Annotated in this window: 25 protein-coding genes and 1 tRNA gene; 15 read left to right on the plus strand and 11 right to left on the minus strand. The window is 66.1% G+C overall.

Translation table 11 applies throughout. The annotated features are described in order from the left end of the window. Nucleotides 1-201 precede the first annotated feature (201 nt). The gene (locus Amac_RS55410; protein WP_218041399.1) at nucleotides 202-684 is read left to right on the plus strand and encodes a tyrosine-type recombinase/integrase; all 483 of its coding nucleotides are present in this window, start codon (nucleotides 202-204) and stop codon (nucleotides 682-684) included. 787 nt (nucleotides 685-1471) lie between these two features. Then, complete coding sequence (locus tag Amac_RS30790; protein ID WP_170322752.1) at nucleotides 1472-2326, plus strand: DUF1707 SHOCT-like domain-containing protein; 855 nt, start codon at nucleotides 1472-1474, stop codon at nucleotides 2324-2326. Nucleotides 2327-3392: 1066 nt separating this feature from the next. Here Amac_RS30790 and Amac_RS30795 read toward each other — a convergent pair. From Amac_RS30795 to Amac_RS56515, 3 genes are all read right to left on the minus strand, one after another. Further along, the gene (locus Amac_RS30795) at nucleotides 3393-4124 is read right to left on the minus strand and encodes a nucleotide kinase domain-containing protein (protein WP_155357924.1); all 732 of its coding nucleotides are present in this window, start codon (nucleotides 4122-4124) and stop codon (nucleotides 3393-3395) included. A 366-nt stretch (nucleotides 4125-4490) separates the two neighbouring features. Continuing rightward, complete coding sequence (locus tag Amac_RS30800; RefSeq protein ID WP_155357925.1) at nucleotides 4491-4721, minus strand: hypothetical protein; 231 nt, start codon at nucleotides 4719-4721, stop codon at nucleotides 4491-4493. Between the two features lie 167 nt (nucleotides 4722-4888). Then, nucleotides 4889-5146: a hypothetical protein gene (locus Amac_RS56515; RefSeq protein WP_246268823.1), complete on the minus strand. Its 258-nt coding sequence runs from the start codon at nucleotides 5144-5146 to the stop codon at nucleotides 4889-4891. A gap of 318 nt (nucleotides 5147-5464) precedes the next feature. Between Amac_RS56515 and Amac_RS30805 the strand changes: the two genes are divergently transcribed. Together Amac_RS30805 and Amac_RS30810 are read left to right on the plus strand one after the other, a co-directional pair. Next, nucleotides 5465-8383 carry an NACHT domain-containing protein gene (locus tag Amac_RS30805; RefSeq protein ID WP_281356361.1) on the plus strand — a complete coding sequence of 973 codons (2919 nt, stop codon included), beginning with the start codon at nucleotides 5465-5467 and terminating at the stop codon, nucleotides 8381-8383. Nucleotides 8384-8696: 313 nt separating this feature from the next. After that, the gene (locus tag Amac_RS30810; RefSeq protein ID WP_155357927.1) at nucleotides 8697-9557 is read left to right on the plus strand and encodes a site-specific integrase; all 861 of its coding nucleotides are present in this window, start codon (nucleotides 8697-8699) and stop codon (nucleotides 9555-9557) included. 83 nt (nucleotides 9558-9640) lie between these two features. Here Amac_RS30810 and Amac_RS30815 read toward each other — a convergent pair. Then, nucleotides 9641-9717, minus strand: a tRNA-Pro gene (locus tag Amac_RS30815). A 233-nt stretch (nucleotides 9718-9950) separates the two neighbouring features. Between Amac_RS30815 and Amac_RS30820 the strand changes: the two genes are divergently transcribed. The 3 genes from Amac_RS30820 (at nucleotide 9951) to bla (ending at nucleotide 11927) form a co-directional block, all read left to right on the plus strand. Then, nucleotides 9951-10232 carry a hypothetical protein gene (locus Amac_RS30820; RefSeq protein WP_246268814.1) on the plus strand — a complete coding sequence of 94 codons (282 nt, stop codon included), beginning with the start codon at nucleotides 9951-9953 and terminating at the stop codon, nucleotides 10230-10232. A 43-nt stretch (nucleotides 10233-10275) separates the two neighbouring features. Continuing rightward, entirely contained in the window at nucleotides 10276-10896 is a 621-nt protein-coding gene (locus Amac_RS30825; protein ID WP_155357929.1) for an FMN-binding negative transcriptional regulator, read from the plus strand. A gap of 77 nt (nucleotides 10897-10973) precedes the next feature. Beyond that, nucleotides 10974-11927, plus strand: a complete 954-nt coding sequence (bla, locus tag Amac_RS30830) for a class A beta-lactamase (RefSeq protein ID WP_155357930.1) — start codon at nucleotides 10974-10976, stop codon at nucleotides 11925-11927. Nucleotides 11928-11952: 25 nt separating this feature from the next. Here bla and Amac_RS30835 read toward each other — a convergent pair whose 3' ends face one another. Continuing rightward, nucleotides 11953-12273: a DUF6458 family protein gene (locus tag Amac_RS30835; RefSeq protein WP_155357931.1), complete on the minus strand. Its 321-nt coding sequence runs from the start codon at nucleotides 12271-12273 to the stop codon at nucleotides 11953-11955. A 110-nt stretch (nucleotides 12274-12383) separates the two neighbouring features. Here Amac_RS30835 and Amac_RS30840 point away from each other — a divergent pair, with 110 nt between their 5' ends. The 3 genes from Amac_RS30840 to Amac_RS30850 are packed head-to-tail and all read left to right on the plus strand — an operon-like array spanning nucleotide 12384 to nucleotide 13709. Continuing rightward, nucleotides 12384-12941 carry a hypothetical protein gene (locus Amac_RS30840; RefSeq protein WP_155357932.1) on the plus strand — a complete coding sequence of 186 codons (558 nt, stop codon included), beginning with the start codon at nucleotides 12384-12386 and terminating at the stop codon, nucleotides 12939-12941. Beyond that, complete coding sequence (locus tag Amac_RS30845) at nucleotides 12941-13516, plus strand: hypothetical protein (protein WP_155357933.1); 576 nt, start codon at nucleotides 12941-12943, stop codon at nucleotides 13514-13516. The genes Amac_RS30840 and Amac_RS30845 overlap by 1 nt, the downstream gene beginning before the upstream one ends. Before the next feature lie 4 nt (nucleotides 13517-13520). Further along, nucleotides 13521-13709 (plus strand): hypothetical protein, encoded by a 189-nt coding sequence (locus tag Amac_RS30850; RefSeq protein ID WP_155357934.1) that lies wholly within the window; start codon nucleotides 13521-13523, stop codon nucleotides 13707-13709. A 284-nt stretch (nucleotides 13710-13993) separates the two neighbouring features. Here Amac_RS30850 and Amac_RS30855 read toward each other — a convergent pair whose 3' ends face one another. After that, the gene (locus Amac_RS30855) at nucleotides 13994-14404 is read right to left on the minus strand and encodes an ATP-binding protein (RefSeq protein WP_155357935.1); all 411 of its coding nucleotides are present in this window, start codon (nucleotides 14402-14404) and stop codon (nucleotides 13994-13996) included. A gap of 98 nt (nucleotides 14405-14502) precedes the next feature. Continuing rightward, nucleotides 14503-15270: a SigB/SigF/SigG family RNA polymerase sigma factor gene (locus Amac_RS30860; RefSeq protein ID WP_155357936.1), complete on the minus strand. Its 768-nt coding sequence runs from the start codon at nucleotides 15268-15270 to the stop codon at nucleotides 14503-14505. Nucleotides 15271-15442: 172 nt separating this feature from the next. On the opposite strand from Amac_RS30860, the gene Amac_RS30865 reads away from it, so the two are divergent. After that, nucleotides 15443-15790: an STAS domain-containing protein gene (locus Amac_RS30865; RefSeq protein WP_246268815.1), complete on the plus strand. Its 348-nt coding sequence runs from the start codon at nucleotides 15443-15445 to the stop codon at nucleotides 15788-15790. A 293-nt stretch (nucleotides 15791-16083) separates the two neighbouring features. Here Amac_RS30865 and Amac_RS30870 read toward each other — a convergent pair whose 3' ends face one another. Then, nucleotides 16084-17118 carry a PLL family lectin gene (locus tag Amac_RS30870; protein ID WP_486303480.1) on the minus strand — a complete coding sequence of 345 codons (1035 nt, stop codon included), beginning with the start codon at nucleotides 17116-17118 and terminating at the stop codon, nucleotides 16084-16086. A 337-nt stretch (nucleotides 17119-17455) separates the two neighbouring features. Beyond that, complete coding sequence (locus Amac_RS30875) at nucleotides 17456-18148, minus strand: GAF and ANTAR domain-containing protein (protein WP_246268816.1); 693 nt, start codon at nucleotides 18146-18148, stop codon at nucleotides 17456-17458. 53 nt (nucleotides 18149-18201) lie between these two features. On the opposite strand from Amac_RS30875, the gene Amac_RS30880 reads away from it, so the two are divergent. Together Amac_RS30880 and Amac_RS30885 are read left to right on the plus strand one after the other, a co-directional pair. Beyond that, nucleotides 18202-19977: a SpoIIE family protein phosphatase gene (locus tag Amac_RS30880; protein WP_246268817.1), complete on the plus strand. Its 1776-nt coding sequence runs from the start codon at nucleotides 18202-18204 to the stop codon at nucleotides 19975-19977. Nucleotides 19978-20104: 127 nt separating this feature from the next. Then, a complete protein-coding gene (locus Amac_RS30885; protein ID WP_155357940.1) occupies nucleotides 20105-21148 on the plus strand; it encodes a glycosyltransferase in 1044 nt (347 codons plus the stop codon). Here Amac_RS30885 and Amac_RS30890 read toward each other — a convergent pair. Continuing rightward, nucleotides 21145-22164 carry a PucR family transcriptional regulator gene (locus Amac_RS30890; RefSeq protein ID WP_155357941.1) on the minus strand — a complete coding sequence of 340 codons (1020 nt, stop codon included), beginning with the start codon at nucleotides 22162-22164 and terminating at the stop codon, nucleotides 21145-21147. The genes Amac_RS30885 and Amac_RS30890 overlap by 4 nt on opposite strands. Nucleotides 22165-22239: 75 nt before the next feature. Here Amac_RS30890 and Amac_RS30895 point away from each other — a divergent pair, with 75 nt between their 5' ends. Both Amac_RS30895 and pruA read left to right on the plus strand, forming a co-directional pair. Further along, nucleotides 22240-23139 carry a proline dehydrogenase family protein gene (locus Amac_RS30895; protein WP_155357942.1) on the plus strand — a complete coding sequence of 300 codons (900 nt, stop codon included), beginning with the start codon at nucleotides 22240-22242 and terminating at the stop codon, nucleotides 23137-23139. Beyond that, nucleotides 23139-24797, plus strand: coding sequence for an L-glutamate gamma-semialdehyde dehydrogenase (gene pruA / locus Amac_RS30900; RefSeq protein ID WP_155357973.1), 1659 nt, complete (start codon nucleotides 23139-23141; stop codon nucleotides 24795-24797). The genes Amac_RS30895 and pruA overlap by 1 nt, the downstream gene beginning before the upstream one ends. Nucleotides 24798-24850: 53 nt before the next feature. Here pruA and Amac_RS30905 read toward each other — a convergent pair whose 3' ends face one another. Further along, nucleotides 24851-25081, minus strand: a complete 231-nt coding sequence (locus Amac_RS30905; protein ID WP_246268818.1) for a helix-turn-helix domain-containing protein — start codon at nucleotides 25079-25081, stop codon at nucleotides 24851-24853. Nucleotides 25082-25100: the final 19 nt, after the last annotated feature.

A 25100-nucleotide genomic window follows, 5' to 3' on the forward strand; every position in this document is an offset into this window, starting at 1 on the left:
AGCACGAATACAAGCTCACCGAAGACGAACTCGACGACCCGCGCAGCCTCGCCCTCCCCGACTGGGAGTCGCTGATCCGCTTGGCGGACGCCCTCGTAGCCCGTTCCGCAGGCACCTACGCGGGATGGGCCGACGTGGTGATCTTCGCGACGTGCACGGCAGCGCGCATCGGGCGAAGTTCCTGGCGTACGCGTCGGCGACATCGACACCTGGACGTGGAAAGTAAAGAGGCAGACCACACCCGGCCCGGGCGGTCTCATCGACAAGGGCACCAAAGGCAAACGCGCCCACACAGTCCCACTGATCGTCGAGGTACGCGAACTCGTATCACGACGCATCGCCCGAGCACAGTCGGACTCCTCCGCGCGCTTGTTCACCGGGCCGAGGGGCGGACGAATCACCACGGCGGTCCTGCGCGATGCCACGCACTGGGACGAGGTTGTCTCCCGGCTCGGCTACGAGCATCTCCGGCGTCACGACCTTCGGCACACCGGCCCGACCTGGATGGCCGACGCTGGCGTCCCCGTCCACGTGCTGCGCAAGATCGCCGGCCACGGTTCCCTCACCACGACGCAGCGCTACCTTCACCCCGATGCCAGGTCCATCACCAACGCGGGAACCGCGCTGAGCGCTCACCTATCCACCCGCTGGTCCCCAAATGGTCCCCAGCTCCGAGTCGTCTAGGAGATCGAACGCAATGAAGATCCAAATAGAAAAATACCCATCTACCTGGGCTTTCACCCAATCCGACAGGTCTTTGCGATCTGTCGGGACGACAGGATTTGAACCTGCGACCCCTTGACCCCCAGGCAATGATCACGCTTGGCCGCCCCACACTCCTACGACGGCTGAGCTGCGAGAACGGTTCACCAACATCCGCGTACGTCCAGCAGTGTTCACCCGCGTTGTCGCTCAGTTTGTCACTCACCACAGCAACTGGGAAACGGGGACCGACTCTCGGTAATGCGTGCGGCACTTCGGCGATGCCAGCCGATTGCCCACCTCTAATATGCCCATTATCGCAAGTGTTTCCGCAGCTCAACGGCCTCGCTGAACCATCTATGCCCTGCGACGAGCTGGGGGCACTCGTCCGGGTGCAGGAGGTGCGATCCCCAAACATCTTCGACGCTCATCTCGTCCTCGGACTGAGCCACCCAGTAGAAGCAGAGGGCCTGTAGGCCGGGTTCAAATTCCACGAACCTCTGACCTGCGATCTTCCAAGCAGAATGACCTCTGAGCTGCGAAAACGTTAACAGCGCTTGCCATCGGTTGCCCACGTCTTCCACAGCGATGTGCCCTCAATGTGCCCGGAGTCGACCCGCTTCTGAACTCAACCCTCGCAAAACGGCGGGCCTGGCGGGAATCGGAAAGCATCGGAATGCGCTGCAATTCCACAGGAAATACCCGGAAGGCGGCTTCCGGTCCTTTGCAGTAGTTTAGCGGTCTCCATGAAAGGGATCGAATGGACCACATGCGCGTCTCGCACACCGATCGCGAGCGCGCTTGCGCAATCCTGCGGGAGCATCTCGCGGCGGGGCGGCTGGACCAGACGGAGCTGACCACCCGAGTCGCCTCAGCGCAGAACTCGGTGACGTTCGGCGACCTGTACGCACTCCTCACGGATCTGCCCGCCCTCCCGGGAATGGCCCTGCAGTCCGAGACGTCCCCGGCGGACGTGCGACAGCCTGCAGTCAAGCCCGCAGCGCGGCCGTTCCTGCCTACCGGCCCAGGGCCGGGTCAGGGCTACCGGGTCGCGGCCAAGGTCCTTCTCGTGCTCGGCTTCTTCACGCTGGGCATCGGCTGGGTCGTGGCGGTCGCGTTCGCCAGCGCCGCGCACCGGGCGGTCGCCCCAAACGGTGCCGTGCCGCGGGCGAGCTGGAGCGGATGGGCCAAGGCCCTGATCGCCGCCGGGATCCTGGTGCCGGCCGCGGTCGTGGCGGTAGCCATCATGGCCGCGCTGGGATACTTCGACAGCGGTCCCGTCCCCGGCCCCACGCACAAGGTCCAATTCATGATTGTAGGCGAAGATCCGAAGGCGGAAGTGGGGAGGTTCAGCCTCAACGCGGATGAATACTCCGTTTCCGGGGAAGGCATTCCGCTGCCGTTCACCCAGGCGGTCGACGCCGGGTCGCTGGAGAGTATTCGGATCCACGCCGAGGGCCTGGACGGATTCGACGGAGATTCGGACGGGGACGGCATGGAAGACGAGGAATATCTCGGCGGCACAATTCTCACATGTACCATCAGCGTGAACGGCCAGATCGTCGCCCAGGCGAAGGCTCGGGACGACGGTGTCAACGCCTGTGAGGTTAGCTACAGCAATTAATACGTGAATGGACCCCGGCTATTGATCGTCGGCATGGGTTGCCCAGCCGGGGTGCATGTCAGGCGGCTGGTTCCAGGGTGACCTTGTGGCCGAGGCTTGGAGCTTGCCGATCAGGCGTTGGGTACCTTGCCGGGATCGCCCGGTTGGTGAAGTAGTCGCAGCAGGGCACTCGGTCGCCGTTCTGCTGAACGTCTACGCGACATGCCTCGCGGGCCAAGAGGAGATCGCCCGGCAGCGAATCGCCGCCGCCCTGGGGACTTGATGACCTTGAAAACTTGGGCCCGTATTTGGCCCGACCGACCGTATGACGTCGTTCACCACCGTACACAACCGGATCAGACACCAAGAAGCCTATGACCGGGAAAACCCCAGATCACAGGCTGTTTTGTGTAGCCACGGAGCGTGCCCCCGGCGGGAGTCGCACCCGCACAACAGCCCTTTAAGGGGTGCGTATCTCGCGGCACCCACAGGGTCTGACCTGCACCGGAGCATCACTCTGTGGCTTCACTCCCCGAGTTGGGCCGGTATTCGGCCCAACAGCTCCAGCGTGGGACTGGCCGCACAGCTCCAGCGTGGGACTGGCCGCGCTTGCGCCTGTCCTTACCACCACAACGACGCGAGGGACCCAGACCCCTCACCCAGTTCCACGGACGACGCTGTGACCACGGTGGTCGGTAGGAACGGCACGCAGCACCACGCCGGTCTCCCCCACATGACTGCGGCGATAGGCAGCGAGTTGATCGTGGCCCGGACAGCCGATCGAGGGAAGGATGAAAGGTTGCTGGGCTCAGCCCGACACTGCCGCCTCAACGGCCAGCCCGCTGAGTAGGTTTGCGCCTACGAGCGCGGCAGTGCGGAACCAGCGGACCAGTCGCTCTTTGATGGCTGCGATCATCCCGCATCCTGTGGTGTTCTCATCTTCAGCGGATACGAAGAACCCGAGGGAAGCTCGCTGGCAGATCACTGCGATAGTCAACAGAGTTGCGAAGACCGGCCAGCCGAGTCCAGCCAAACTCAACCCAGCAACCTAACTAACGATCTTAGAGCTAAAGCACAACTCATACCCTCATGACGCCGAACAATCCAGTGTTGGATCTCGCGAGACATCGGTCATCCAGGCCACCACCTCCGACGGCTTCAGCCCGCCGGTGTCGGCGAAGACCTTGGAGATCCCATCCAGGCCGCCCGGCCCCGCCACGACGAACTCGTTCTCGTCGACGTCGACCACTGGCGAGTAGGCCAGATCGATCGCGTACTGGTAGGCCAGGAATGGCCCCAGCGAGGGAAACGCGAGCAGCATCTCGTACACCTCGCGGAGCCCATCGGCCTCCGCGACCTGCTTGGGCAGGCCGGAGGCCATGGCCCGCTCGACCAGCCGCAGATGATTGCCGTGCTTACGAGTCTCACCGAAACCCGGGTTCGGAACGATGTACGCCGCCGAATAGATCCGCTTTCCGCGGGCCATCGCCGCAGTGAGCACGGCGTTGTAAACCGCAAAGTCGTACCCGTCCCAGGTGGGAAGCCCGCCGAGGGATTCCGTGAGCAACTCCCAGGTCTCAATCCGATTGAAGATCTTGAACATCAGGATCCGGAACACCACCTCATCGAGCTCCTGCGGCCCGGTGTAGATCACGCTACGGATCAGGTATTGCGAGACACGATCGGCCGCCCGGTACACGTTGGTGAACTTGTGCCGTCCGATGATCCCGTCGTCGGTCCACGGTGGCGGGTCGCCAGCGCCACGGCGGTGGAACACGCGCTGGCGTTCGGCGGCGAATCGCCAGTAAGCGTCGAACACCGCCGACCGGATCCACACAGTCCGGCTACCAACCCGCACAGCGCAGATCTCGCCTGTGGGAATATCGCCCGGGAATGACAACGACAACTGGTTCTGCGGCATAATCGGAAGTTAGCGCAGACCAAGGGCACGTCAGCGATCGTGCCGAACGCCAGGAGGGCTGGGGCGTGGGTTGGCCTACTGCGCACCATCAAACCCTCGATCTGCGTATTACGAGAGGCAAGCAGATCATTTATACTAGTCCGTGGTCGTCGATAACAGCCGAACCAGCTTTCCCGGCTCCTGGTCCGCCTGACATCCAGACTCGGGCTACAGCGTCCTCCTCGTTTCAGCGTCGCTGACCTAACATCCTCCGACGGTATTACTTCAGGGCCGACGGCGGGTGACCACGGGTGCGAGTTGTCCAGCGGCCCGCACCACGGCGGCCCGGTGGGGTCCGTTGGTGCGCATCACAGCCAGCGCGACCCGCCGGGTGTGCTCTTCTTCCCGCCGCACAATGATCCGGTAGGCGAGCCAGCTGCGGACCACTCCGGCGAGCGAACCGACTACCAGCACGATGGCCCACAGCACTGGGTGAGTGGATAAGAACGCTTCCACACGACTCTCCTGATGGCACTTGGTTATGGGGCTGAACTCCTCTAGCGTCCGCTTAGGGCGAAATTTCCCGCTAGCGTGGGAAAACGTCGGGAAACTCGCAGCCAATTCAGAGGTGCAGGATGCGAACAGGTCGTCCGCCATCGGGGGAGCACAAGAGACTCCCGGAACTAGAGATGATCGCAAACTGGTTCGTTCAGGCGATTGAAGAGGTTGGCCATGGTTCCGTCCGCCGTACAGCAGAGATGACCGGACTGAGCCAGCGGGCTCTGTACGACGCCGTCAACGCGGAACGGATGCTGCCCCTTCGCCTCGTTCGGGCACTGGCCGAAGGACTCGGTCGCGAGCCAGAGGAGATCACCCGACTGTGGGCTGAGGCCAAGCAAGAACGCGACCGCGCGGAAGAGGCCGAGCGCCGACGAACCCATCCCATTCCGTCAACCTGGGCTGACATACCGATTCCGTCGCCTGCCTTGAGGGATCTTCTTGAGGCTCAGGATGGAATTCTTGACTGCCTTCCATACTCTCTTCTCGGCTTGGTGGAACCACCGCTTTCGGCAATCTACGTGCGTCAAAGAATTCGACACCGACCGACTGACCAGCCCAGCAACCTGGCGGAAGAGCCGCCCACACGTAATTCGTCTCGCGAAGAGGAAGGCTCAGCACACCATTCTCCTCATCAAGATTCCGAATCGACATCCCGATCTATCAGGAGCGCTACAGCAAACGTCTCTCCAACGGACCCGGTGGTCTCACTTCCGGACGCCCTAGTCCGGTACAACCACTTACTAATCACGGGCGAGGCCGGGGCTGGCAAGTCCACCCTTGCTAGCCATCTGGTGAGATCCTTATGTGGGGTTTGGCTACGCCGATCCTCGTTCCAGGACGCACCGGTCGCCGAACCGCTGATTCCCCTCCGGCTGTCAGCATCTCTACTCTCTACTGAACGAGGCTCATGGAGCGAAAGGCTACGCGGCGCGACTCTGAGCACATTGGGGGGTGGCCTTGTCGCCGATCCACCGACCTCACTGTTCGTCGGGCGTACGCAGGGAGCACGCTGGCTCATCTTCGTGGACGGCATCGATGAGATAGTCGATCGACGACAGCGGGCCGAGCTGATTCGTACTCTGGCCCGACACAGCCACGGAGACTCCGACTTCCGATTAGTGGTGATGAGTCGTCCGCTGCCTCCGACAGAGTTGGCCCCTCTACACAACGCCATGCTAGGTGAATTCGAAGTACAGCCGTTCGAGCAGGCTGAGCTCAAAGATTACACTCGCAGGTGGTTCGATCAACAGCGCGCACGCGTACCGCACCCAACCGAAGCAGCGGATCGCTTCCTTAGGGAGGTCGTAGAGGAAAGTAACCTGAAAGAGCTGATGCGTAATCCGCTGCTGGCCACCATGGCTCTGGTCAACGCAACGCTGAAGCCGTCGCTGCCACCCACGTCGAGCCGTCTGACTCTGTATGAGAGCTTCCTGGAAAGGCTACGGGATCGCTCCACATACAGTGCGTCGGCCCCGTTTCCAGTCTGGCTGGCCGACTCGGCCGATGAATTGGTCCGTGCCATGGCTCGCTTACGCACCGAGGGCGAGGAGGATCTTGTTTCGGCAGGTCGGAACTGGATGCGGCAACATCCACCAACGCAGATCCCGCTTCCGGCCGGTTGGGAAGGGGAACTCCCTTCCGCACTTGTAGGCACCGGCCTGCTGGTAGTGGCCGGGGACCAACTCCGCTTCCTGCACCAGAGCTTTGCTGAATTCCTTGCTGCGTTCGAGTACGCCAAGGCACTGCCCGCGGATGGCGATGGGTTAGAAACGTGGGTTAGACGAGCGTGCAATGGTACGCAGCAGTCATTGGCACTGTTCGTACTGTGCCAGTGGACAGCCCAGGCCGGGTGTTCACCCAATCTGCTCATCGAGAGGGTTTTGGCCCAGGTGGGCGGCGGGCGGACGCTGCTCGCCGGCTCGCTAATGGCCGAAGGATTGGATGTCGGGCCGGAGCACGCGGCCACAGTAATTGGCCGACTCATCGCTTTAGCCCGCGGCCATGACGAGGAAGAATCCAATAGAGCTTCGAATGCGTTGTCCGTGCTGGACGTACGATACAGTACGGCATCAATCTTAAGGGAGCTTGCCAAGGCTTCCGAACTGACCGCCGAGCAGCGGTTCTATGCTGTTTCCGGGCTGAGCAGATTGGCTCCTCCGGATGTCACTGCTGGACTGCTTGCCCCACTGCTGGAACTGCTGTACGGAGATCTGCCCAAGGTCGCGCCTCTTGCTCAACGACTGGGCGATACAACCACACAGGCAGTGCTGCAACGGATCACGGTCCTCCTTGGCGAACCGGACGCTGACACCTGGGAACTGGCAATTGCTGCCGAAACCTACCGTGCGCTCGGGGCTACAGAGGAAGCGGCGCGTTCGGCGCGTCAAGTACTTGAAGATTGCTACGCGGAAGCGAATGAGATTCGCCGGGCGGCTGGCGCCTGGCTCGACTCCGAGTCCTCTATCACGACCAGAGCACAGGTGACCGCACTTGGCCAAGCCCGACCCCTCAGCGATCACGAAGGACGTATGGCCATCGCAGCTGCGCTGGACAGCGCTGGCGCGATAGACGAGGCCGCAGAACTCGCCAGGACGATCGTAGACGCCCGGCATAAGACTACGCATGCTCAATTGGACGCCGCAGAGATGTGGTTGAGGGTCCATGGAACGGCCGCAGCCGAGCCCGTCGTCCAGCTATTCGGCTGGTATCACGAGGCGGGCTGTGAGGTGTGGCGCCAGGCACGGTTACTCAAAATCATGGTCGAAGCTGGAGTGGAGTGGCCTTCAGGGGAATGGGCACAGGAGGCACTTTCCGGTGGAAACGAATTGCCCGTTGGCAGTGATGACGTCATCAAGCTCTGGCTCGCTAGCCACGACTCGGCCAGGTTGGCCGAACTCGCCTCCCTCATAGGCGACGGCACCCGCCTTCATGTCGTCGATCGTGCCGACTACGCGCAGATCCTCTTGGATAGCGGGCTTCACGACAAGGCATTCCGGGTGGCGGAGTTGGCGCTGCGATCACCAGGCGGGCGAGATTCCGACTACCGCGATGCGACAGACGTGTTGCTGAAGATCGATCGGAGACGTGCCGTTGAAACGTTGACCACCCAGCTCGAAGAAATGAGCACAAGCGTCTGGGGTTGTGGGGTGCTGGAAACCCTACTGTCCGCCGGGACACCCGATCTCGATGAACTGAGCCTGAGAATCGCCGATCATGTCCTCAAACTTCCCGATGCTGATGGTTTTCATGTCCAAACGGTTCTCGGCGTGGTTGCTTCCCTCGGCGGCTCTGACCGAATTCGAGATGTCGCTGACTTCGTCTGTCGACACCCAGCACTCAGGTCCAGACGTCAGCGCTATATGGCTCAAGTACTTGCATCATACGGTGCGGAGGAGGCTGCCCTGGTGGTCTGGCGCCACCTAATGAGCGTGCGCGGCCGTGGCTCGGAAAGCTTTGGCATCGCACTTCTTGAGGACGTCGCCCAGGCCTTGACGCACAAGGTCGCGATACAGCTGGTGCATGAACAGTTGCAGGCCGATCCTGCACCGACGCCCTTTCACCGCCGCCGGTTGGAGAGGATGCTGGCCTGGCTGGCAGGCCCTCCTGCACGCTGCTAGCTGAATTGACCGCGAACGGTGCTGACCGCTTAGAGAACTTTGAAGGCTGCGGTTTGGGCCCAGTCCGCCTCGACCGGGATTGAGCTCGTGGGCGTAGGCGGGCAGGGAGTACTTGCTCCCCAAGCGCTCCACGGTGGCGGACAGCGCTATTGTCTTCGAACTCAGTGCGGGGCGAGGTAGACGCACCTTAAATAGACCAGAAATATCGTTGAATCTTTGGTGGCGGGATGGGCCGAGGGGTTTGGTTGTGCAACCGGGATTTAAGCCCCTTGCAAGTTGGATCTATACCATCGTATTCGGTATCGCGAATCCTTTGAAGGGGTCTCTGGCGAAGCACCACATCACCCCGCAGATTGGAGGTAAGAAGCTCAAGCAGTTAACCGCTGACGAGTTGGACGACTGGTTGGACGAGAGAGCCGAAGAACTCTCCACGCGCACTCTCCGGCTCATTCTCCAACTCGTTGAGCGCGCCATTCGGCATGCGCAAGCGCGCGACAAGGTCCGGCGAAACGTCGCGAGTCTCGTCAGCGTTCCCGACGGGCAGGAAGGCAACCCCTCACGAGCGATGACCCTGGACGAAGCGGCACGTCTCCTGGAGATCGTCGAGTCCGCCAAGGATCTCCCGCTCTCCGCGTACGTGATCGTGTCACTCCTGGTCGGCGGACGCACCGAGGAAGCCCGAGCGGTCACATGGCCCGAAGTCGACCTCAAGGCGGGCACGATCGCCGTCTACCGGTCCGTACGCGGCGACACGAAGACCAAGAAGTCCCGACGCGTGCTCAAGCTTCCCAAGAAGGCCGCGACGGCGCTACGGCGGCACCACACGCGGCAGGCCGCTCAGAAGCTCAAGGCCGGGGAAGCCTGGCAGGACAACGGCCTCGTCTTCTGCCGCGAAGACGGGACACCACTCGACCGCTGGACCGTCCGGCGGGAGTTCCAGAAGATCACCAAGCGTGCGGGTCTCGGGGAGGACTGGACGCCGCGCGAACTGCGGCACAGTTTCGTCTCCATCCTGAGCGCGCACGACGTCCCGTTAGAGGACATCAGTGGCCTTGTAGGCCACGGAAGCACGCACGTGACCGAGACCGTCTACCGACACGAGATCAGGCCAGCGCTAACCAAGGGTGCCCAGGCCATGGACAAGATCTTCAAGAAGCGGACTACGTCCGCCTAACCCTCTGGCTCCCCGTTTGGCTCCCGAAGATCGAAAAAGGGGCCTCGGATCATCTCCGAAACCCCTTGTGACCAGGAAAGACCTGGTCGGGACGACAGGATTTGAACCTGCGACCCCTTGACCCCCAGTCAAGTGCGCTACCAAGCTGCGCTACGTCCCGTTGCCTAGCTGGCCAGGCGAGAACAACCTTAGCGTAGATTCGTCGCTGGTGCGCACATGGTTATGGCGCCGGGGCCTAGGGTGGCGATCATGGGAAGGAAGGCTCGGGTCGATCAGGGGGAGCTTGCGCGGCTGGTGGCGCAGGGGTGGTCGAATGGGGAGTTGGCGGCTCATTTTGGGGTGACTGAGTCGGGGGTTTTGCAGGCGAAGCGGGCTGCGGGGCTGTCTCGGCCGATGAGCGATCATCGGGCGGCGTTGCCGTGGAAGCTGAGCCGGGAGCACAGCCAGTCGGGGCCGGCGACGAACTTGCGGAATCTGTCGGCGGTGGCGCAGGGGCGTACGGTGCCGAAGGAGAAGATCAACACGGCGTTGCGGTGGGCGGGGCGGCTGGCGGAGCAGGGGTTGGATATCGCGTACGACCCGGAGGAGGGGTTTTACGAAGTAACAGCCGGTGATTCGTCGCATATCGCGGGGGTTCTGGCCGCGGCGCGGGTGGCGCTCGGTTCGGAGGAATAATACGCGGTTGCGAAGGTTGGTTCATTCTCTTACCGTCTGATGCATGCTTATTCATCCGTGGGACGCGGGATCCGAGGCAGAGTCGTTGGCGTTCGTGCGGGAGAACTCGTTCGGGCAGTTGATCGCGGCTGGGCGTGGACGGGACGTGCCGGTTGTCGTGCCGACACAGTTCCTGCTGGTGGATGATCGGCGCATCGTGTTGCATCTGGCTCGGCCGAATCCCGTGTGGGCGGCGATTGAGGAGAATGCGAACGTGGTGCTGGCGGTCGCGGGTGACTGGGCGTACGTGCGGGGGTCCTGGAAGGTCATGCCTGGTGAGGGTGATCCGGGGGCGGGGATTCCGACGACGTACTACGCGGCTGTTCAGCTCATTTGCCAGGCCCGGGTGGTGACGGATCCGGAGGGGAAGGCGGAGATTCTGCGGCAGCAGATCGCGGCGCTGGACGAAGGGCTGGTCGATCCGGCCGAGCATGTCCGGCAGTTCCGGGGGATTCGCGGTCTGGAGCTGACCGTCAGCGAGATCAAGGGCAAGTTCAAGTACGGCGGCAACGCCGACGCCGCGCATCGGGCGTACGTGGCGGGACGGCTCGCGGAGCGGGATGGGCCCGGGGATGCGGCCGCGCTTGGTCATCTTCGGCGCAGGTCGCCGGTTCTGCCCGGCTAATTCGGTTCGACCGAATGTCGGTGGTGTGCGTTACCTTAAGGTCGTGATCGCGTACAGCCATGGGCAGGTGAAAGCAGGTGCCTGCCGAATCTGAGCAGTCCGGTCCGTCCCGCCGTGCTCTGCTGGTAGCCGCGGCTCTCCTGCCGCTGGCGGGGTGCGGCGCGGATGACCGCTCAGCCTCCGGATCATCCCCGGCGCCGAGTCGCCGCTCTGCCAGCTCCCCGGCACCGAGTCGCCGAGCTACCAGGTCCCCGGACCGTACGCGGTTCGCGGCGCTTGAACACAAGCACGATGCCCGTCTGGGTGTGTACGCCCTGGCAACCGGCACCGGCGCCACGGTGACCTATCGCGCGGACGAACGTTTCGCGTTCTGTTCCACCTTCAAGGCGCTCGCCGCGGCGGCGGTCTTGCACCAGAACCCGCTCAGTCACCTGAACAAGCGCGTCACCTACACCAGCGCCGAGGTCAACTCCATCTCGCCGATCACCGAGAATCACATCGGGACCGGAATGACCATCAGGCAACTATGTGACGCCGCCGTCCGCTACAGCGACGGCACGGCCAGCAACCTGCTGGTGCGCGACATCGGCGGCCCGGCGCAGTTGACCGCCTACCTGCGCGGGCTCGGAGACACCGTCAGCCGCATGGACAACTACGAGCCCGAGCTGAACAGCAACCCCCCAAGGAATCCGCGCGACACCACCACTCCCCGGGCGATCGCCGCCGACTACCACAAGCTCGTGCTTGATGACGCGCTGACCACCGGCAAACGCGCCCTGCTCAAGGATTGGCTCGAACGCAACACCACCGGCGATAAGCGCATCCGGGCCGGGGTCCCCCAGGGATGGACGGTGGCGGACAAGACCGGAACCGGCAACTACGGCAGGGCCAATGACATCGCCATCGTGTGGCCGCCGGACACCGCCCCGCTCGTGATGGCCATCATGTCCGACCGATCCGGATACAGCACCCCGCACAAAGAATCCCTGATCGCCGAAGCCGCAGCGCGGATCGTCTCCGCTCTCACCTGACCGGCAGGGCTCGAGTCCAGCTCTGTCAGTCGTCGTACGAATCGCGGCGGACGTGCACGTGTCGTTCGCCCGGATGGACCCTGGCGTGGGACTCCTCCTCGTGCAGTTCGCGGTACGGCTCCGTCGGCGGATCCACCGTATACATCAGGTCATGCTCCACCGTCTCCACCGGCTCCTCCGCCCGCGGCCGGCGCGTGTAGAGACCGGTGATCAGCGCCCCCACCGCTCCCACCGCCATCAGAATCCACCCGATCATCTGCAGGTCGATCCCCGGTACATCCCACTTCACCGCGAACGCGAGCACCGCGCCGATCGCGACGAAAGCCAGGCTGGCTCCGAAGCCCATGACGAACCTCCTCTGTCGGAGGACGACCTCTACCCGCGAGCACAGCGAATACTCGCCCATTTCCCGGGCAGTGCGAATCGACAACTCAACAGAATCACCCGGAGGCAGATATGAGTGCCATCGCATGGGTGGCTGTCGTCGTAGTAGTGGTGCTGGCGCTGGGAGCCGCAGGCTATCTCGTCGCGAGCGGGAATCGCCGCCGCCATCTTCAGGATCGTTTCGGTCCTGAATACGACCGCACCGTCCAGGAGAGTGACAACCGCCGCGTGGCCGAGCGGGAGTTGCTGGCCCGGGAGGCGCGGGTCGCGGAACTCGACATCCGTCCGCTGGACGACGAGACCCGCGAGACGTACGCCAAGAAGTGGACGGAGGTCCAGGAGCGCTTCGTCGACGCGCCCGGCTTCGCGGTGACGGAGGCCGACGCGCTCGTGACCTCGGTCATGGCGGACCGCGGCTTCCCGACCGACGCGTTCGAGGAACGCCTGACCGTGCTTTCCGTCGGGTACGGCGCCACGCTCGACCATTACCGCCAGGCCCACGAGATCAGCGGACGCGCGGCCCGGCAGGAGGCCGGCACCGAGGAACTCCGCCAGGCGATGGTCCACTATCGCGCGCTATTCGAGGAACTGCTCACCGATTCCCCGCACCCCAAGGAGGCCGATCGCTGATGGAGCGAAACCCATACAACTCCCCCTACGACACCCGTCACGAGGAGCCGGTGCCCGAATCGCCGGAGCTGCTCAACGAGGAGGCGCGCCGCGAGGACGCCGACGGGGATCTGCTCGTGGCGGGCGACCGAACCGATCACGACCCAGACCACAATCCACTCAACACGGACGAGTCCGATCATGATCGACTCGACACCGACGGCCTTGACCACAATCCGGTCAACACCGACACCAGGGCCGAGACCCCGGACACCGAGACCCCGGACGACGCGCTCGCGCCCCACGCCGAGACCAAGGACGACCTGCTCGCGCCCGAGGCCGTGACCATCCCGGAACAGCGCTCCCCCGCCGACGAGATCGACTTCGACGCCCGCTGGCACGACATCAAAGCCGGCTTCGTCGACGACCCGCGCGACTCGGTGGAAAAGGCAGACGCGCTGATCGACGAGGCGGTGACCGCGCTGGCCGCCCGCCGCCAGGCGCTGGTGGACAGCTGGAAGAACCACAACGACACCGAGCAGTTGCGGCTCGCGCTGCGCGAGTACCGCTCCCTGTTCGACAAGCTGAAGGGATAAATCCATGTTCGCAATCGCGGCGGCCATCGTGTTCGGCATCGCCTTCTTACTGGACCTACTCAACGCCAGCATCGGCATCGGCCTCACCGCGCTGGTCGCGCTCGGCCTGTGCCTGCTCGCCCTGCACCAGGCAGGCGTGGGTACGACAGGCTTCAACACCTGGCGTGGCAACCGCAGCCGCACCCGAAGGTAGCGATCCCGAGAACCGTGCCGCGTGACCCCCCTCAGCCCAGGTCACGCGGCACACTCGCGCGATCCACACCGAAACCTCGGACGCTGGCGCGAGCCACGCCCAAATCCACGGACGCAGGCGCGAACCCGCCCGAAACCACGGACCCTCGCGCCAGCCGCACCCCAAACCACAGACCCTCACGCGAACCGCACCCAAATCACGCGGTCCTCGCGCGATCCACGCCCGGACCCACGGAAGCCGGAACCCGAAACCATAGAAGCCGCGCTCGGATCCGCGGGTCGAGTTCAAAGGGTGAAGCGCATGATCACGGTCGTGCCGCTGTCCCCTGTTCGCACGTTCAGCGAGCGGCTCAGCAGCCGGGCGACCCAAAGGCCCATCCCGCTGGTGGCGTGCTCGCCCGGAGGCTTGTGGCCGGGGACTCCATCCAGAACCCAGTGGCGGCCTTCGTCGTGGACATCCACGACGAGGTCCCCGGTGTCGTACCAGACGCGCAGGCGGGCCTTGGTGGCGCCGTGGGTCACCGCGTTGGTGGTGACCTCGTTGAGGGCGACCAGGAAGTCGCCGACGCGCTCCTCGGTCATGCCGCCCCTGCGGGCGAGGGCGGCGGCGAACTCCCGCACGTCGGGAAGGTCGGCGAGGGAGAAGGTAATCTCCTTGCCGCCCCTTGGCACGGACGTGGCGCCGTCCTCGTTCACCCGCTAACGCCTCCTGGTCGTGGCGATTCCCCGACGAAGATACCCCGGGATATCGCCCCAAGTTCGGCGATACCCCAGGGAAAGCCCCAGGCCGCTTCTCATCCGGCGACGAGTTCGGAGCGCAGCTGGTCGAGGACCTTGCGCAGGATTCTGGACACGTGCATCTGCGAGATGTCGAACTCCGCGGCTATCTCAGCCTGCGTCATGTTGCCGTAGAAGCGCAGCAGCAGGATCGTCTTCTCCCGCTCCGGCAGGTCGTCGATCAGGGGTTTCACGGCTTCCCGGTCGACCAGGACGGACAGGCTGTCGTCGCTGTCGGGGATGATGTCGCCGAGGGCCGCCGCGTCGTCGTCGGCGCCCAGGGGGGCGTCCAGGGAGAGGGTGCTGTAGGCGGCGGAGGCGTCCAGGGTGAGGATCATGTCGTCCTCGGACAGGCCCATCCGGACGGCGAGCTCCGGCATCTTGGGCGAGCGGCCCAGTTCCTGGGTCATGTCAGCCACCAGGCGGTTGAGCTCGGAGCGGCGCTCCTGGTAGAGGCGGGGGACGCGGACCGCCCAGGTACGGTCCCGGAAGTGGCGCTTGACCTCGCCGGTCATGGTGACCATGGCGTAGCCGCGGAAGCTGTGGCCCAGGGTGGGGTCGAAGCCGTTGATGGCCTTCATCAGGCCGACGTACGCGGCTTGCAGGAGGTCTTCCATGGGTTCGCCGCGGTGCAGGTAGCGGCGGGCGATGTCGCGGGCCATCGGGCGGTGCATCTCCACGATGAGTTCGCGGAGGCGGGTACGCCGTTCTTCGGTGACGTCGTCGGCGGCGAGTTCGGCGAGCAGGTCTTCCGCGGTGGGTTCGCAGATGATTTCGGCAGGCATCTCGGCAGGCCCCTCATATGATTCGCGGGCTGCGCCTTACCGTGCAGAAGGCGCGCCTCGCTCGACGTTCGAGACGAAGCCCTCTGCTGGACCTCTGGCGCAATAATGCCCCAGATTCGGGAGTTTCACCACCCCCGGGATAACAGTAAGGTTGCGGCGAAGGAGGAACGCCGTGGCCAATCTCACTATGCGCTCGACCGCTGCCGAGGGCATCGTGGTGATCCATATCGACGGGATCCTCGACGCCACCACGCGGGATCAGTTCTCCGAATACCTGGACGCCGAGGTCGAGGAGCACGGCCCGGGCATGGTCCTTGACCTGGGCGGGGTCTCGTTCCTGGACTCGCGCGCGCTCGGCCTGATCGTGCATCACTGGCAGCGCTCCACCGGGGCGGGCGGGCATTTCGCGTTGATAGCGGTGCACTATCCCACCTCGAAGGTGATGTGGGTGACAGGGCTGTCCCAACGACTCCCCATTTTCGAAACTCTCGACGAGGCATTGGCCGCATTCGCGAACTGAACGCGGGCGCACCGGGCCCCGCCAGCATGTTCAGCGGTACGACAATCACGGGGCGTAGCAGAAGTGAACTCAGAATCTTCCCGGCGCCTTTACAATGTAGATCATCTTGACCGGATTCGAGACGGCTGAGCCGGGACACGCTAGGGGGAACCTGGCACCAGCGGATCCCTTCAGCTTGGAGTGCGGATCCCGTGTCGGTTGAGAAGCTCACTCCGCTGAGAGGGCCTGGTTGTCAAGACGGTGCTCTAGTGCCAGCAAACGTGTCCCGGCTCAGTCACCCGTACCGGTCGCGGCTACATGTCGTCTCCAACCTGCTCCCAGCCGTCGTAATCCTTGGCGTTGGGACCCTCCTGCGCACGACACCACAGGGTGTTGTCGTCGTTGCTGATGGCGAAGACCATGATCGCGCCGTTCTGCTGGCGCAGGGCGAATGGCTGCCTGACGTTGAAGCCGAGGGACCGCCACTCGCCGAATTGGGCGTTGGGCGCGATCTGCCCACGGTGCTTGAGGTGGCCCTCAGTATCGATGGCGAAGAGTTCGATCCGGCCGTCCTGGTTGTGAATCACGAACGGCTGGCTGACGTTTTCGTCCAGGGAGTGCCAGCCGGAGTCGAAGGGTCCGCTGGGCGAGGTCTGCCACCGATGCCACACCGCGTGATCGCCACCCTCGCCGATCGCGAAGACTTCGATCCGGCCGTCCAGGTTCTGAATCGCGCACGGCTGGCTGATGGTCCCGTTCAGGGATTGCCAGTCGCCGAAGGGGCCGTTGGGAGTTACCTGCGAGCGATGCCACAAGGCGCGATCGCCGCCGGCGCCTACGGCGAAAAGGATGATCCTGCCGTCTGTGTTGCGGACGGCGAACGGCTGGGTGACGGTCCCCTCCAGGGAGTGCCAGTCGTCGAATTGGCCGCTGGGCGCCTTCTGCCACTTGTGCCACACAGCCCGGTCGCCCCCTGCGCCGATCGCGAAGAGTTCGATCCGCCCGTCTTGGTTGTGAATCGCGAACGGCTGGCTGACGGTCCCGCCCAGGGATTCCCAGTCGCCGAATTCGGCGTTGGGCGCCACCTGCCTGCGATGCCACACCGCCCGGTCGCCACCCGCGCCGATCGCGAAGAGCTCGATCCGCCCGTCCGGGTTGCGGACGACGAACGGCTGCGAGACGGTGCCGCCGAGGCTTTTCCAGCCGTCGAACTTGCCATCGGGTGCGGCCTGCCAGCGATGCACCATCGTGCCGTCCTGCGTGACGGCGAAGATTTCCATTCGCCCGTCCGCGTTGTGAGTCGCGCACGCCTGAGAGACCCTGACGGTGGTGGTTGTGGGAGAACCCATGGTCTTACCTTTCCTCCAGGTCGTGTCTGGATTGTTTGGGTGGCGACGGGACGTCGTTCCGAACCTGACCGGGACGCGATGAGGTATCCAGTAGGAGCGGCGACGGCGGATGCGCCGACTGGATGATCAAAGGCGTTGTGGTGCCGTCAGTCCCAAGCCGCCAGGCGGATCCAGAGGGAACCGCCAAACGTGGCCGGCGCTCGCGTATCTGTTGATCTTTTTCCACCGTAACCAGACGGATATCCAATAAGCTACCGACGGGTAGCAAAGGATCCCGGTGAACGATCGACGCCCGGCGCGCTAAACATGTCACAGCCCAACGATCGGGAGGGCCGGGCTACTTCGCGTTCTTCTGCTGGTGTTCCGTTACGAGGAGTTTCGCCAGGTCGGCGACCTTGACCTGGTGGTGCTGGGAGACGCGGCGCAGTTCGTCGAAGGCGGCTTCGGCGGAGCATCCGCTGGCCTGCATGATGATGCCCTTGGCCTGGTCGATGAGGGCGCGGCCGGCCATCGCCTCCTGGAGCTGGGCGGCGCCGGTGAGCACGTCGTCGAACTCCCAGATGTTGGCCAGGGCGACCGTGACCTGCTCGCGTAGCAGGTCGGTGAGGATCACGTGGTCGGCGAAGACGCCGGGGCGCACGCCGTACAACCCGACGATGACGACGGCGCCGTCGGCCTGCACGGGGAGGACCAGGGCGGAGCGGATGCCGTGCCGGACGGCGGCGGCGGCGTAGCGGGGCCAGCGCGGGTCGCGCATGATGTCGGCGGCGACGACGGGGCGGCCGGTGGCGAGGGCGTCGCGGGAGGGGCCCTCGCGCAGGTCGCGCTCGCGGTCGATGACGGCGATGAGCTCGCTGTGGGAGGCGGCGAGCAGGACGCGTTCGTCCTGCCAGAGTTCGGCGGTGCCGCCCGCGCAGCCGGGGACGCCGCGGGCGATGGCCTCGGTGACCCCGCGCAGCACGCTCTCGCAGGAGGCGCCCTCGGTCACCCGGCCGAGGGCCGCGAGATCGCGGGCGAGAATGGGAATCACAAGGATGACCGTTCCCCTGGTTCACCGAATAATGTACAGAGGAGCATATGTCCGTGACCGAGCTTGAGCAGCGGCTGGCCGAGTTCGCCGACCGGGTCGCCGCGCTGCCGCCCAGCCAGGAGCTGGCGGCGGCCGAGGAACTGGTCAGGGACGCCCTCGCCGAGCTCAGCCGGGCGCGTAAACGCCGCGACGGCGGGCCGCAGCGGGAGCAGAAGCTGCTCAGGCAGATCTTCCGGACGATGCCGGTGCCGGTGATCGTGATGGATCCGAGTGGCACGGTCCGGCGGATCAACAACGAGACGACCCGCCTGCTGGGCAGCCCAGCCGGGTATCTGATCGGCCGGGGCTTCCCGCTGCTGATCGAATCCTCCCAGCGGGGGGCGTTCCGAGCCCAGCTGAGCGCGGCGCTGCGCAGCGAGGAGAGCACCACCTTCGAGACCCGGCTGAACCACCATGGGCGTACCCACACGGTCCGGCTGGTGCTGAGCCGGCTGCGCATGCCGGGCGAGCCGCAGGAGATGGTGGCGGCGGTCGCGCTGCCGACCGAGGTCCAGCTGACCGAACCCCCAGATCACGCCGAGGCGCCGGACGAGGCGCTGTTCCTGGCCGCGGCGCGGCGGCACGAGCTGCTGTCCCGGCTGACCAGGCTGCTGCTGGACGAGGAGAGCCTGCGCGAGCCGGTGGCGCTGATCCGGGCGGCGCGGCTGCTGGCGGCGGAGACGGCGGACTGGGTGATCGCCGACATTCTCCGCGACGGCGTGCCGCACCGGGCGGCGGTGATCGCGCCGAGCGCCGAGCCGGTGGCGCGGCTGCAGCGCGCGGTCGAGGCGCTGCCCCCGGCGGACGCCCCGCTGGTCGCCCACGTGTTGGCCACCCAGAGCGGCCTCATCCACGAGATGCTGACGGATGAGGGCCTGCTGGGCGACGACCTGCTCGCCCAGATGCGCGCCGGTTCGCTGCTGTCGGTCCCGATCAGGACCGACGACGAGATCAACGGCGTGCTCACGCTGGTACGGCTCCGCGACCGCCCCCCGTTCGGCCTCGCGGACCTGGGCCTGCTAGAAGAGATCGGCGGCCACCTGGGCCTGGCCCTACGCGCGCAGCGGAGCTTCCAACGCAGCTCGAACGCGGCCGACGCGCTGCGCAGCGGAGTGCTCCCCCGCACGTTGCCCGACATCCAGGGCTTCGAGACCGCCGCGATCTACCATCCGGGCTCCGGCCTGCGCGCGATCGGCGGCGAGTTCTACGACGTCTTCCCGATGAAGGGCGGCTGGGGCTTCGTGATCGGCAGCGCGGCCGGCCGGGGCGACGAGGCGGCGTCGGTGACCTCGCTGGTCCGCAACGGCGTACGGGTGATGAGCGTCTGGGAGGGCGATCCGGGCGCGGCCCTGCGCAAGGTCAACGATGCGCTGGTGGCGCAGCACACGGGCCTGTTCGTGATGGCCGCGGCGGGTTTCGTGCGCGGCAGGAAGGTACGGCTGGCCTCCGCCGGCCACCACCCCGCCGCCCTGCTGCAACCCGACGGCGGGGTACGTTTCACCGACGGCGGCGGGGTTCCGCTGGGCTTCGAGGAGGGCGCGGACCCGGCCACCGAGGAGCTCACGCTGGCGGCCGGGGAGACGCTGGTGCTCTACTCGGACGGCCTGGTCGGCTCCCGCAGCGCGGACGGGGCGGGTTACGGCGAGGACCGGCTGACCGAGGTGCTGGCCCGGTGCGCGAACCAGCCCCCGGCGGCGGTGGTGAAGGCCATCGAGGAGGACCACCGGGCGTTCACCGAGGACCGGATCATCGACGAGATCACGGTGCTCACGCTGCGGCGATCTCGCTAGGCGGTCTCGCTAGTTCCTGGGAAAGTTTGTGTTTAGCGCCGGTCGATGTACGGTAAGGAGAGCTACATAACTCGTGCCTAAGACGCAGGCACACCCTTTCATCGCGATCACCGCCATGAGGTGTGCCATGCATATCGCCATCGTCTCCACGCACGATCTGTCCAGCGACACCCCCGCCATCGCCCGAGAGCTGGGCCGCGGCCACAGCGTGACCGTTTACACGCGCACCTCGTCCGCCATCAAGGGCGTCCGGGTGGAGCGGGTGCCCGCCGGGCCCGCCGGGGAACTCTCCGACAGCGACCTCCTGCCGTATATTTCCGACTTCAGTGATGGGCTCAAGCGGTGCTGGCGGCGGGACCGGCCGGACGTGATCCACGCCCACTCCTGGACCGGCGGGCTGGCGGCGATCGCCGGGTCCGACGGGCTCGGCGTGCCCGTGACGCAGACCTTCCACCACGACGACGTGCCGTCCGCGCCGGAGCGGCGGCTGGAGCGGGCGATCGGCCGCCAGGCCAGGGCCGTGATCGCGGCCTGCGCGGGCGAGGAGTCCGAGCTGATCCGGCTGGGCGTGCCGCGCCGGAACATCGCGGTCGTGCCGAGCGGCGTCGACGTCGAGCGGTTCCGCCGCCAGGGCCCGGCCGCCCCGCGCGGCGAGCGGGCCAGGATGCTGCACATCGGCGACAGCGGCGCGGCGATGGCGATCGGCGCGCTGGCCTCGGTGCCGGGCGCGGAGCTGCTGGTGGCCGGGGGCGACGACGCCACGCTGGCCCGGCTGCGCATCCTGGCCAGGGAGAAGGGCGTCGAGGACCGGGTCGGGCTGCTCGGCCGGGTGCCGCACGCGAGCATGCCGAAGCTGATCCGCAGCGCCGACGTGGCGCTCGCGCTGGCCCCCTCCGCGCCGACCGGGATGGCCGCGCTGGAGGCGATGGCCTGCGGCGTTCCGGTGATCGTGTCGGCCACCGGCGCGCATCTGGACGCGGTCGTGCACGGCGTGACCGGCTTCCACGTGTGGCGTCCCGCCGAGGTGGCGGCGCGGATGCGGCAGCTGCTCGGCGACCGCACGCTGCGCACGGCCCTCGGGTTCGCCGGGGTGGACCGGGCGCGCTCGCGCTACTCGCTGGAGCGGGTCAGCCAGGAGCTCATCCGGGTGTACGAGAACGTCTGCGCCTAGAGGTGGGACGCCTTCAGGGCCAGGTGCAGCACCAGACGGTCGCGGCCGTCGGCCAGGTTGAGGCCGGTCGCCTCGGCCGCCCGGCCCAGCCGGTAGTAGAGCGTCTGCCGGTGCACGCCGAGCGCCGCCGCCGTCTCCTGGACGTGGCCGCCATGGTCGAGGTAACACTCGACGGTGGCGGCCAGCTCGCCCAGCGGCGCGGCTTCCGCGGCCAGGGCGGCCAGCTCGCTGTGCGGGAGTTTGACCAGGTAGCGGTAGACGCCGAGGTCGTCCCAGTAGGCGATGGGGATCTTGCGGGCTTCGGCCACCCGCAGCGCGCCCAGGGCTTCGCGCCAGCTTTCCCAGGCGTCGGCCGCGTCCTGGCGGGGGGCGCCGACGCCGGTGGCGGTGCCGTACATGTCCTGGACGCGGCGGGCGACGTCGCGGGCCTGGGCGGCGGGGACGAGGAACGCGGGGTGGGTCAGCGTGAGGTCGATGCGGACGTCGTGCGGGAGCGTCCACAGCGCCGCGACCTGGCCGGGGGCGGCGCGGGTGGCCATCGCCACCAGCGGTCCTTCCAGGTCGGCGGCGGAGGCGGCGCGGGTGTCGGGGTTGGCGGAGAACAGGTCGTCGAGCGGGACCTGGCGGGTCTGTGACTCCCTGGCGAGGGTCGCCGCCGCCCGCGCGACCAGGGGTTCGACCGTTTTGAGGCGGTCGTCGGTGAGGTCGCCGGAGTCGAGCAGCCACAGGTAGCCGTAGGTCACGCCCTTGTGGCGGAGCGGCACGCAGACCCGGCCCAGCACGCCCGCGATGGCCGGGATCCGGACGGGGCCTTCGGCGGTGGCGATCCCGTACGCCTCGAAGTGGGCGCGGGTGGCGTCGGTGGCGCGCCTGCGCAGGATCACCTCCTCGCGGACCGCGTCGATGTCCCCGCTCTGCGCGCCGTACGCGACGAGCTGGAACGATCGGTCCTCCAAGGTCACCGACGCGTCCAGCAGGCGGGCGATCTCGTCGACGAGTTCCTGCACGTGGACCATTATTGAGCATTTGTCTGAACACGCTTGGCCGGATGTCCGTGGAAGGCAGCTGACGTGGAGATTTAGGCTGGTTGCATGCTTGGTGAGGTGCTTCTTGCGGCGTCCCGGAACAAGCGGGCGCGGCGTGCGGTGTCCCGGTTTCCGCTGACCCGCCGGGTGGTGGACCGGTTCGTGGCGGGCGAGCAGACCATCGACGCGGTCACCGCGACCCGGCGGCTGGCCGATCTGGGGTTGATGTCCACGATCGACCATCTGGGGGAAGAGGTCCGCGATACGGGAGCCGCCGTCGAGACCACCAAGGCGTACGTGCGGCTGCTTGAGGCGCTGCGCCCGCTCGGGTTCGGCGACCGGGCCGAGGTTTCGGTGAAGCTGTCGGCGGTGGGGCAGGCGCTGGACGACGGGATGGCGCTCGATCACGCCCAGCAGATCTGCGAGGCGGCCAGGGAGAACGGCTCCACGGTGACGCTCGACATGGAGGATCACACCACGGTCGACTCCACGCTGGCGATCCTGCAAGCGCTCCGGACGGATTTTCCCGACACGGGAGTGGCGATCCAGTCCTACCTGATCCGCAGCGAGGCCGACTGCCGGGATCTGCGCGACTCCCGGGTCCGCCTGGTGAAAGGCGCCTACGACGAGCCCGCGTCGGTGGCGTACCAGCGCAAGAGCGAGGTGGACCGGGCGTACGTGCGCTGCCTGAAGGTGCTCATGTCCGGCACCGGCTACCCGATGATCGCCACCCACGACGACCGGCTGATCACGATCGCCGAGACCCTCGCCGACGGCCGCCCCGGCTACGAGTTCCAGATGTTGTACGGCATCCGCACCGACAAACAACTCGCGCTCGCCCGCTCCGGCGCGAACGTCCGCGTCTACGTGCCCTACGGCGACGACTGGTACGGCTACTTCATGCGCCGCCTCGCCGAACGCCCGGCCAACGTCACCTTCTTCCTGCGTTCCCTTGGGGGTAAATGATGGATTCCGTATCAAATGTCCCCGTACCGGCGAACGAGCCAGTGCAGGGCTACCCGCCGGGCAGCGCCGAGCGGGCCGCGCTGGAGAGCCGGATCAAGGAACTCGCCGGAGCCGACCTCGACCTGACCATGACCGTCGGCGGCGAACGCCGGATGGGCGGCGGCTCCCCGATCCCCGTCGTGCAACCCCACAACCACCAGGCCGTCCTCGGCCGTACGGCTGACGCCACCAACGCCGACGTGTCGGCGGCCATCGGGGCGGCGCTGACGGCGGCGCCGGAGTGGCGGGCGCTCCCGTTCGACGAGCGGGCGGCGGTCTTCCTGCGCGCGGCCGACCTGCTGTCGGGTCCGTGGCGCAACACGCTGAACGGCGCGACCATCCTCGGCCAGTCCAAGTCGGCGCAGCAGGCCGAGATCGACGCGGCCTGCGAGCTGATCGACTTCCTGCGCTTCAACGTGGCGTACGCGCGGCAGCTGTACACCGAGCAGCCGGTCTCCTCGCCCGGGGTGTGGAACCGGATGGAGTACCGGCCACTGGAGGGCTTCGTCCTGGCGATCACGCCGTTCAACTTCACGGCCATCGCGGGGAATCTGCCGGCTTCGGTGGCGCTGATGGGGAACGTGGTGGTGTGGAAGCCGTCGCCGACGCAGCAGTTCGCGGCGCATTTCACGATGCGGCTGCTGGAGGCGGCGGGGCTGCCGCCCGGAGTGATCAACATGGTGACCGGGAACGGGCAAGCGGTGTCCGAGGTCGCGCTGCCGCATCCGCAGCTGGCGGGGATCCATTTCACCGGGTCAACGGCGACATTTCAGCATCTGTGGGCGAGTGTGGGGGCGAACATCGGCTCCTATCACGGGTATCCGCGGCTGGTCGGGGAGACCGGGGGGAAGGACTTCGTGCTCGCGCACCCGTCCGCTGATCGGGGCGCGCTGCTGACCGCGCTGGTCCGGGGGGCCTTCGAGTATCAGGGCCAGAAGTGTTCCGCGGCGTCGCGGGCGTACATTCCGCGTTCGATCTGGGGTTCGTTGCGGGACGAACTCGTCGGCACCGCCGAGTCGCTGACGATCGGCGACGTCTCCGCCGACCTGTCCACCTTCCTCGGCGCCGTCATCGACGCCCGCGCCTTCGCCAAGCACAAGACCGCCATCGACCGCGCTCGGGCGACGTCCTCGATCGACGTCCTGACCGGCTCCTACGACGACTCAACCGGATATTTCGTGAAACCGACCGTCCTGGTGTCCGCCGACCCCACCGACGAGATCTTCACCACCGAATACTTCGGCCCCATCCTCTCCGTCCACGTCTACGACGACGCCGACTTCGACCCCGTCCTGGACCAGATGGAATCCGCCTCCCCCTACGCCCTCACCGGCTCCTTGATCGCCCAAGACCGCCGCATCATCACCTCCGCCTCCGCCCGCCTCCGCTTCGCCGCCGGCAATTTCTACATCAACGACAAACCCACCGGCGCGGTAGTAGGCCAACAGCCCTTCGGCGGCGCCCGCTCCTCCGGCACCAACGACAAAGCCGGCTCCATCTTCAACCTCATCCGCTGGGTCAACGCCCGCACCATCAAGGAAACCCTCAGCCCCCCAATCGTCCAGGGCCCCTACCGCGGCGACATCCCCCAGTCAGGCTGGCTCCAACCAGAACTCTGACCTGGCCATAGCTAAGGGAGGCCGAGTCACCTCGCGAGGACGTCTCCGAGCGTTCAGTAGGGCAGCTCCGCGTCCTCCGCAGCCTGGATGATTCTTCGCCTGCCCTCACCGCGACGCTCGCGACGGGCCTGGAAGGCCAGGACATCGGCCAGCCGGACAAGGCGGGGACGGCCGTTGGGGAGGTACTGCGCGGGGATCTCGCCTTCGTCGAGCAACCGGGTGACGAATGAAAGCGAAACGCCGAGCATCTGGGCGACCTCGTTGGGGGTCAGGCGAGTCTCCATTGGCTCATTGGACATCGTG

It is taken from the genome of Acrocarpospora macrocephala, assembly GCF_009687865.1.
Taxonomy (GTDB): Bacteria; Actinomycetota; Actinomycetes; order Streptosporangiales; family Streptosporangiaceae; genus Acrocarpospora; species Acrocarpospora macrocephala.

Coding starts and splice junctions, on each gene's coding strand:
- Amac_RS30790 (WP_170322752.1), top strand. CDS start 1,472: ATGCGCGTCTCGCACACCGATCGCGAGCGCGCTTGCGCAATCCTGCGG.
- Amac_RS56515 (WP_246268823.1), bottom strand. CDS start 5,146: ATGGGTTCGTCGGCGCTCGGCCTCTTCCGCGCGGTCGCGTTCTTGCTT.
- Amac_RS30820 (WP_246268814.1), top strand. CDS start 9,951: ATGAGCGATCATCGGGCGGCGTTGCCGTGGAAGCTGAGCCGGGAGCAC.
- Amac_RS30825 (WP_155357929.1), top strand. CDS start 10,276: ATGCTTATTCATCCGTGGGACGCGGGATCCGAGGCAGAGTCGTTGGCG.
- Amac_RS30835 (WP_155357931.1), bottom strand. CDS start 12,273: ATGGGCTTCGGAGCCAGCCTGGCTTTCGTCGCGATCGGCGCGGTGCTC.
- Amac_RS30840 (WP_155357932.1), top strand. CDS start 12,384: ATGAGTGCCATCGCATGGGTGGCTGTCGTCGTAGTAGTGGTGCTGGCG.
- Amac_RS30845 (WP_155357933.1), top strand. CDS start 12,941: ATGGAGCGAAACCCATACAACTCCCCCTACGACACCCGTCACGAGGAG.
- Amac_RS30850 (WP_155357934.1), top strand. CDS start 13,521: ATGTTCGCAATCGCGGCGGCCATCGTGTTCGGCATCGCCTTCTTACTG.
- Amac_RS30860 (WP_155357936.1), bottom strand. CDS start 15,270: ATGCCTGCCGAAATCATCTGCGAACCCACCGCGGAAGACCTGCTCGCC.
- Amac_RS30870 (WP_486303480.1), bottom strand. CDS start 17,118: ATGGGTTCTCCCACAACCACCACCGTCAGGGTCTCTCAGGCGTGCGCG.
- Amac_RS30885 (WP_155357940.1), top strand. CDS start 20,105: ATGCATATCGCCATCGTCTCCACGCACGATCTGTCCAGCGACACCCCC.
- Amac_RS30890 (WP_155357941.1), bottom strand. CDS start 22,164: ATGGTCCACGTGCAGGAACTCGTCGACGAGATCGCCCGCCTGCTGGAC.
- Amac_RS30895 (WP_155357942.1), top strand. CDS start 22,240: ATGCTTGGTGAGGTGCTTCTTGCGGCGTCCCGGAACAAGCGGGCGCGG.
- pruA (WP_155357973.1), top strand. CDS start 23,139: ATGGATTCCGTATCAAATGTCCCCGTACCGGCGAACGAGCCAGTGCAG.
- Amac_RS30905 (WP_246268818.1), bottom strand. CDS start 25,081: ATGGAGACTCGCCTGACCCCCAACGAGGTCGCCCAGATGCTCGGCGTT.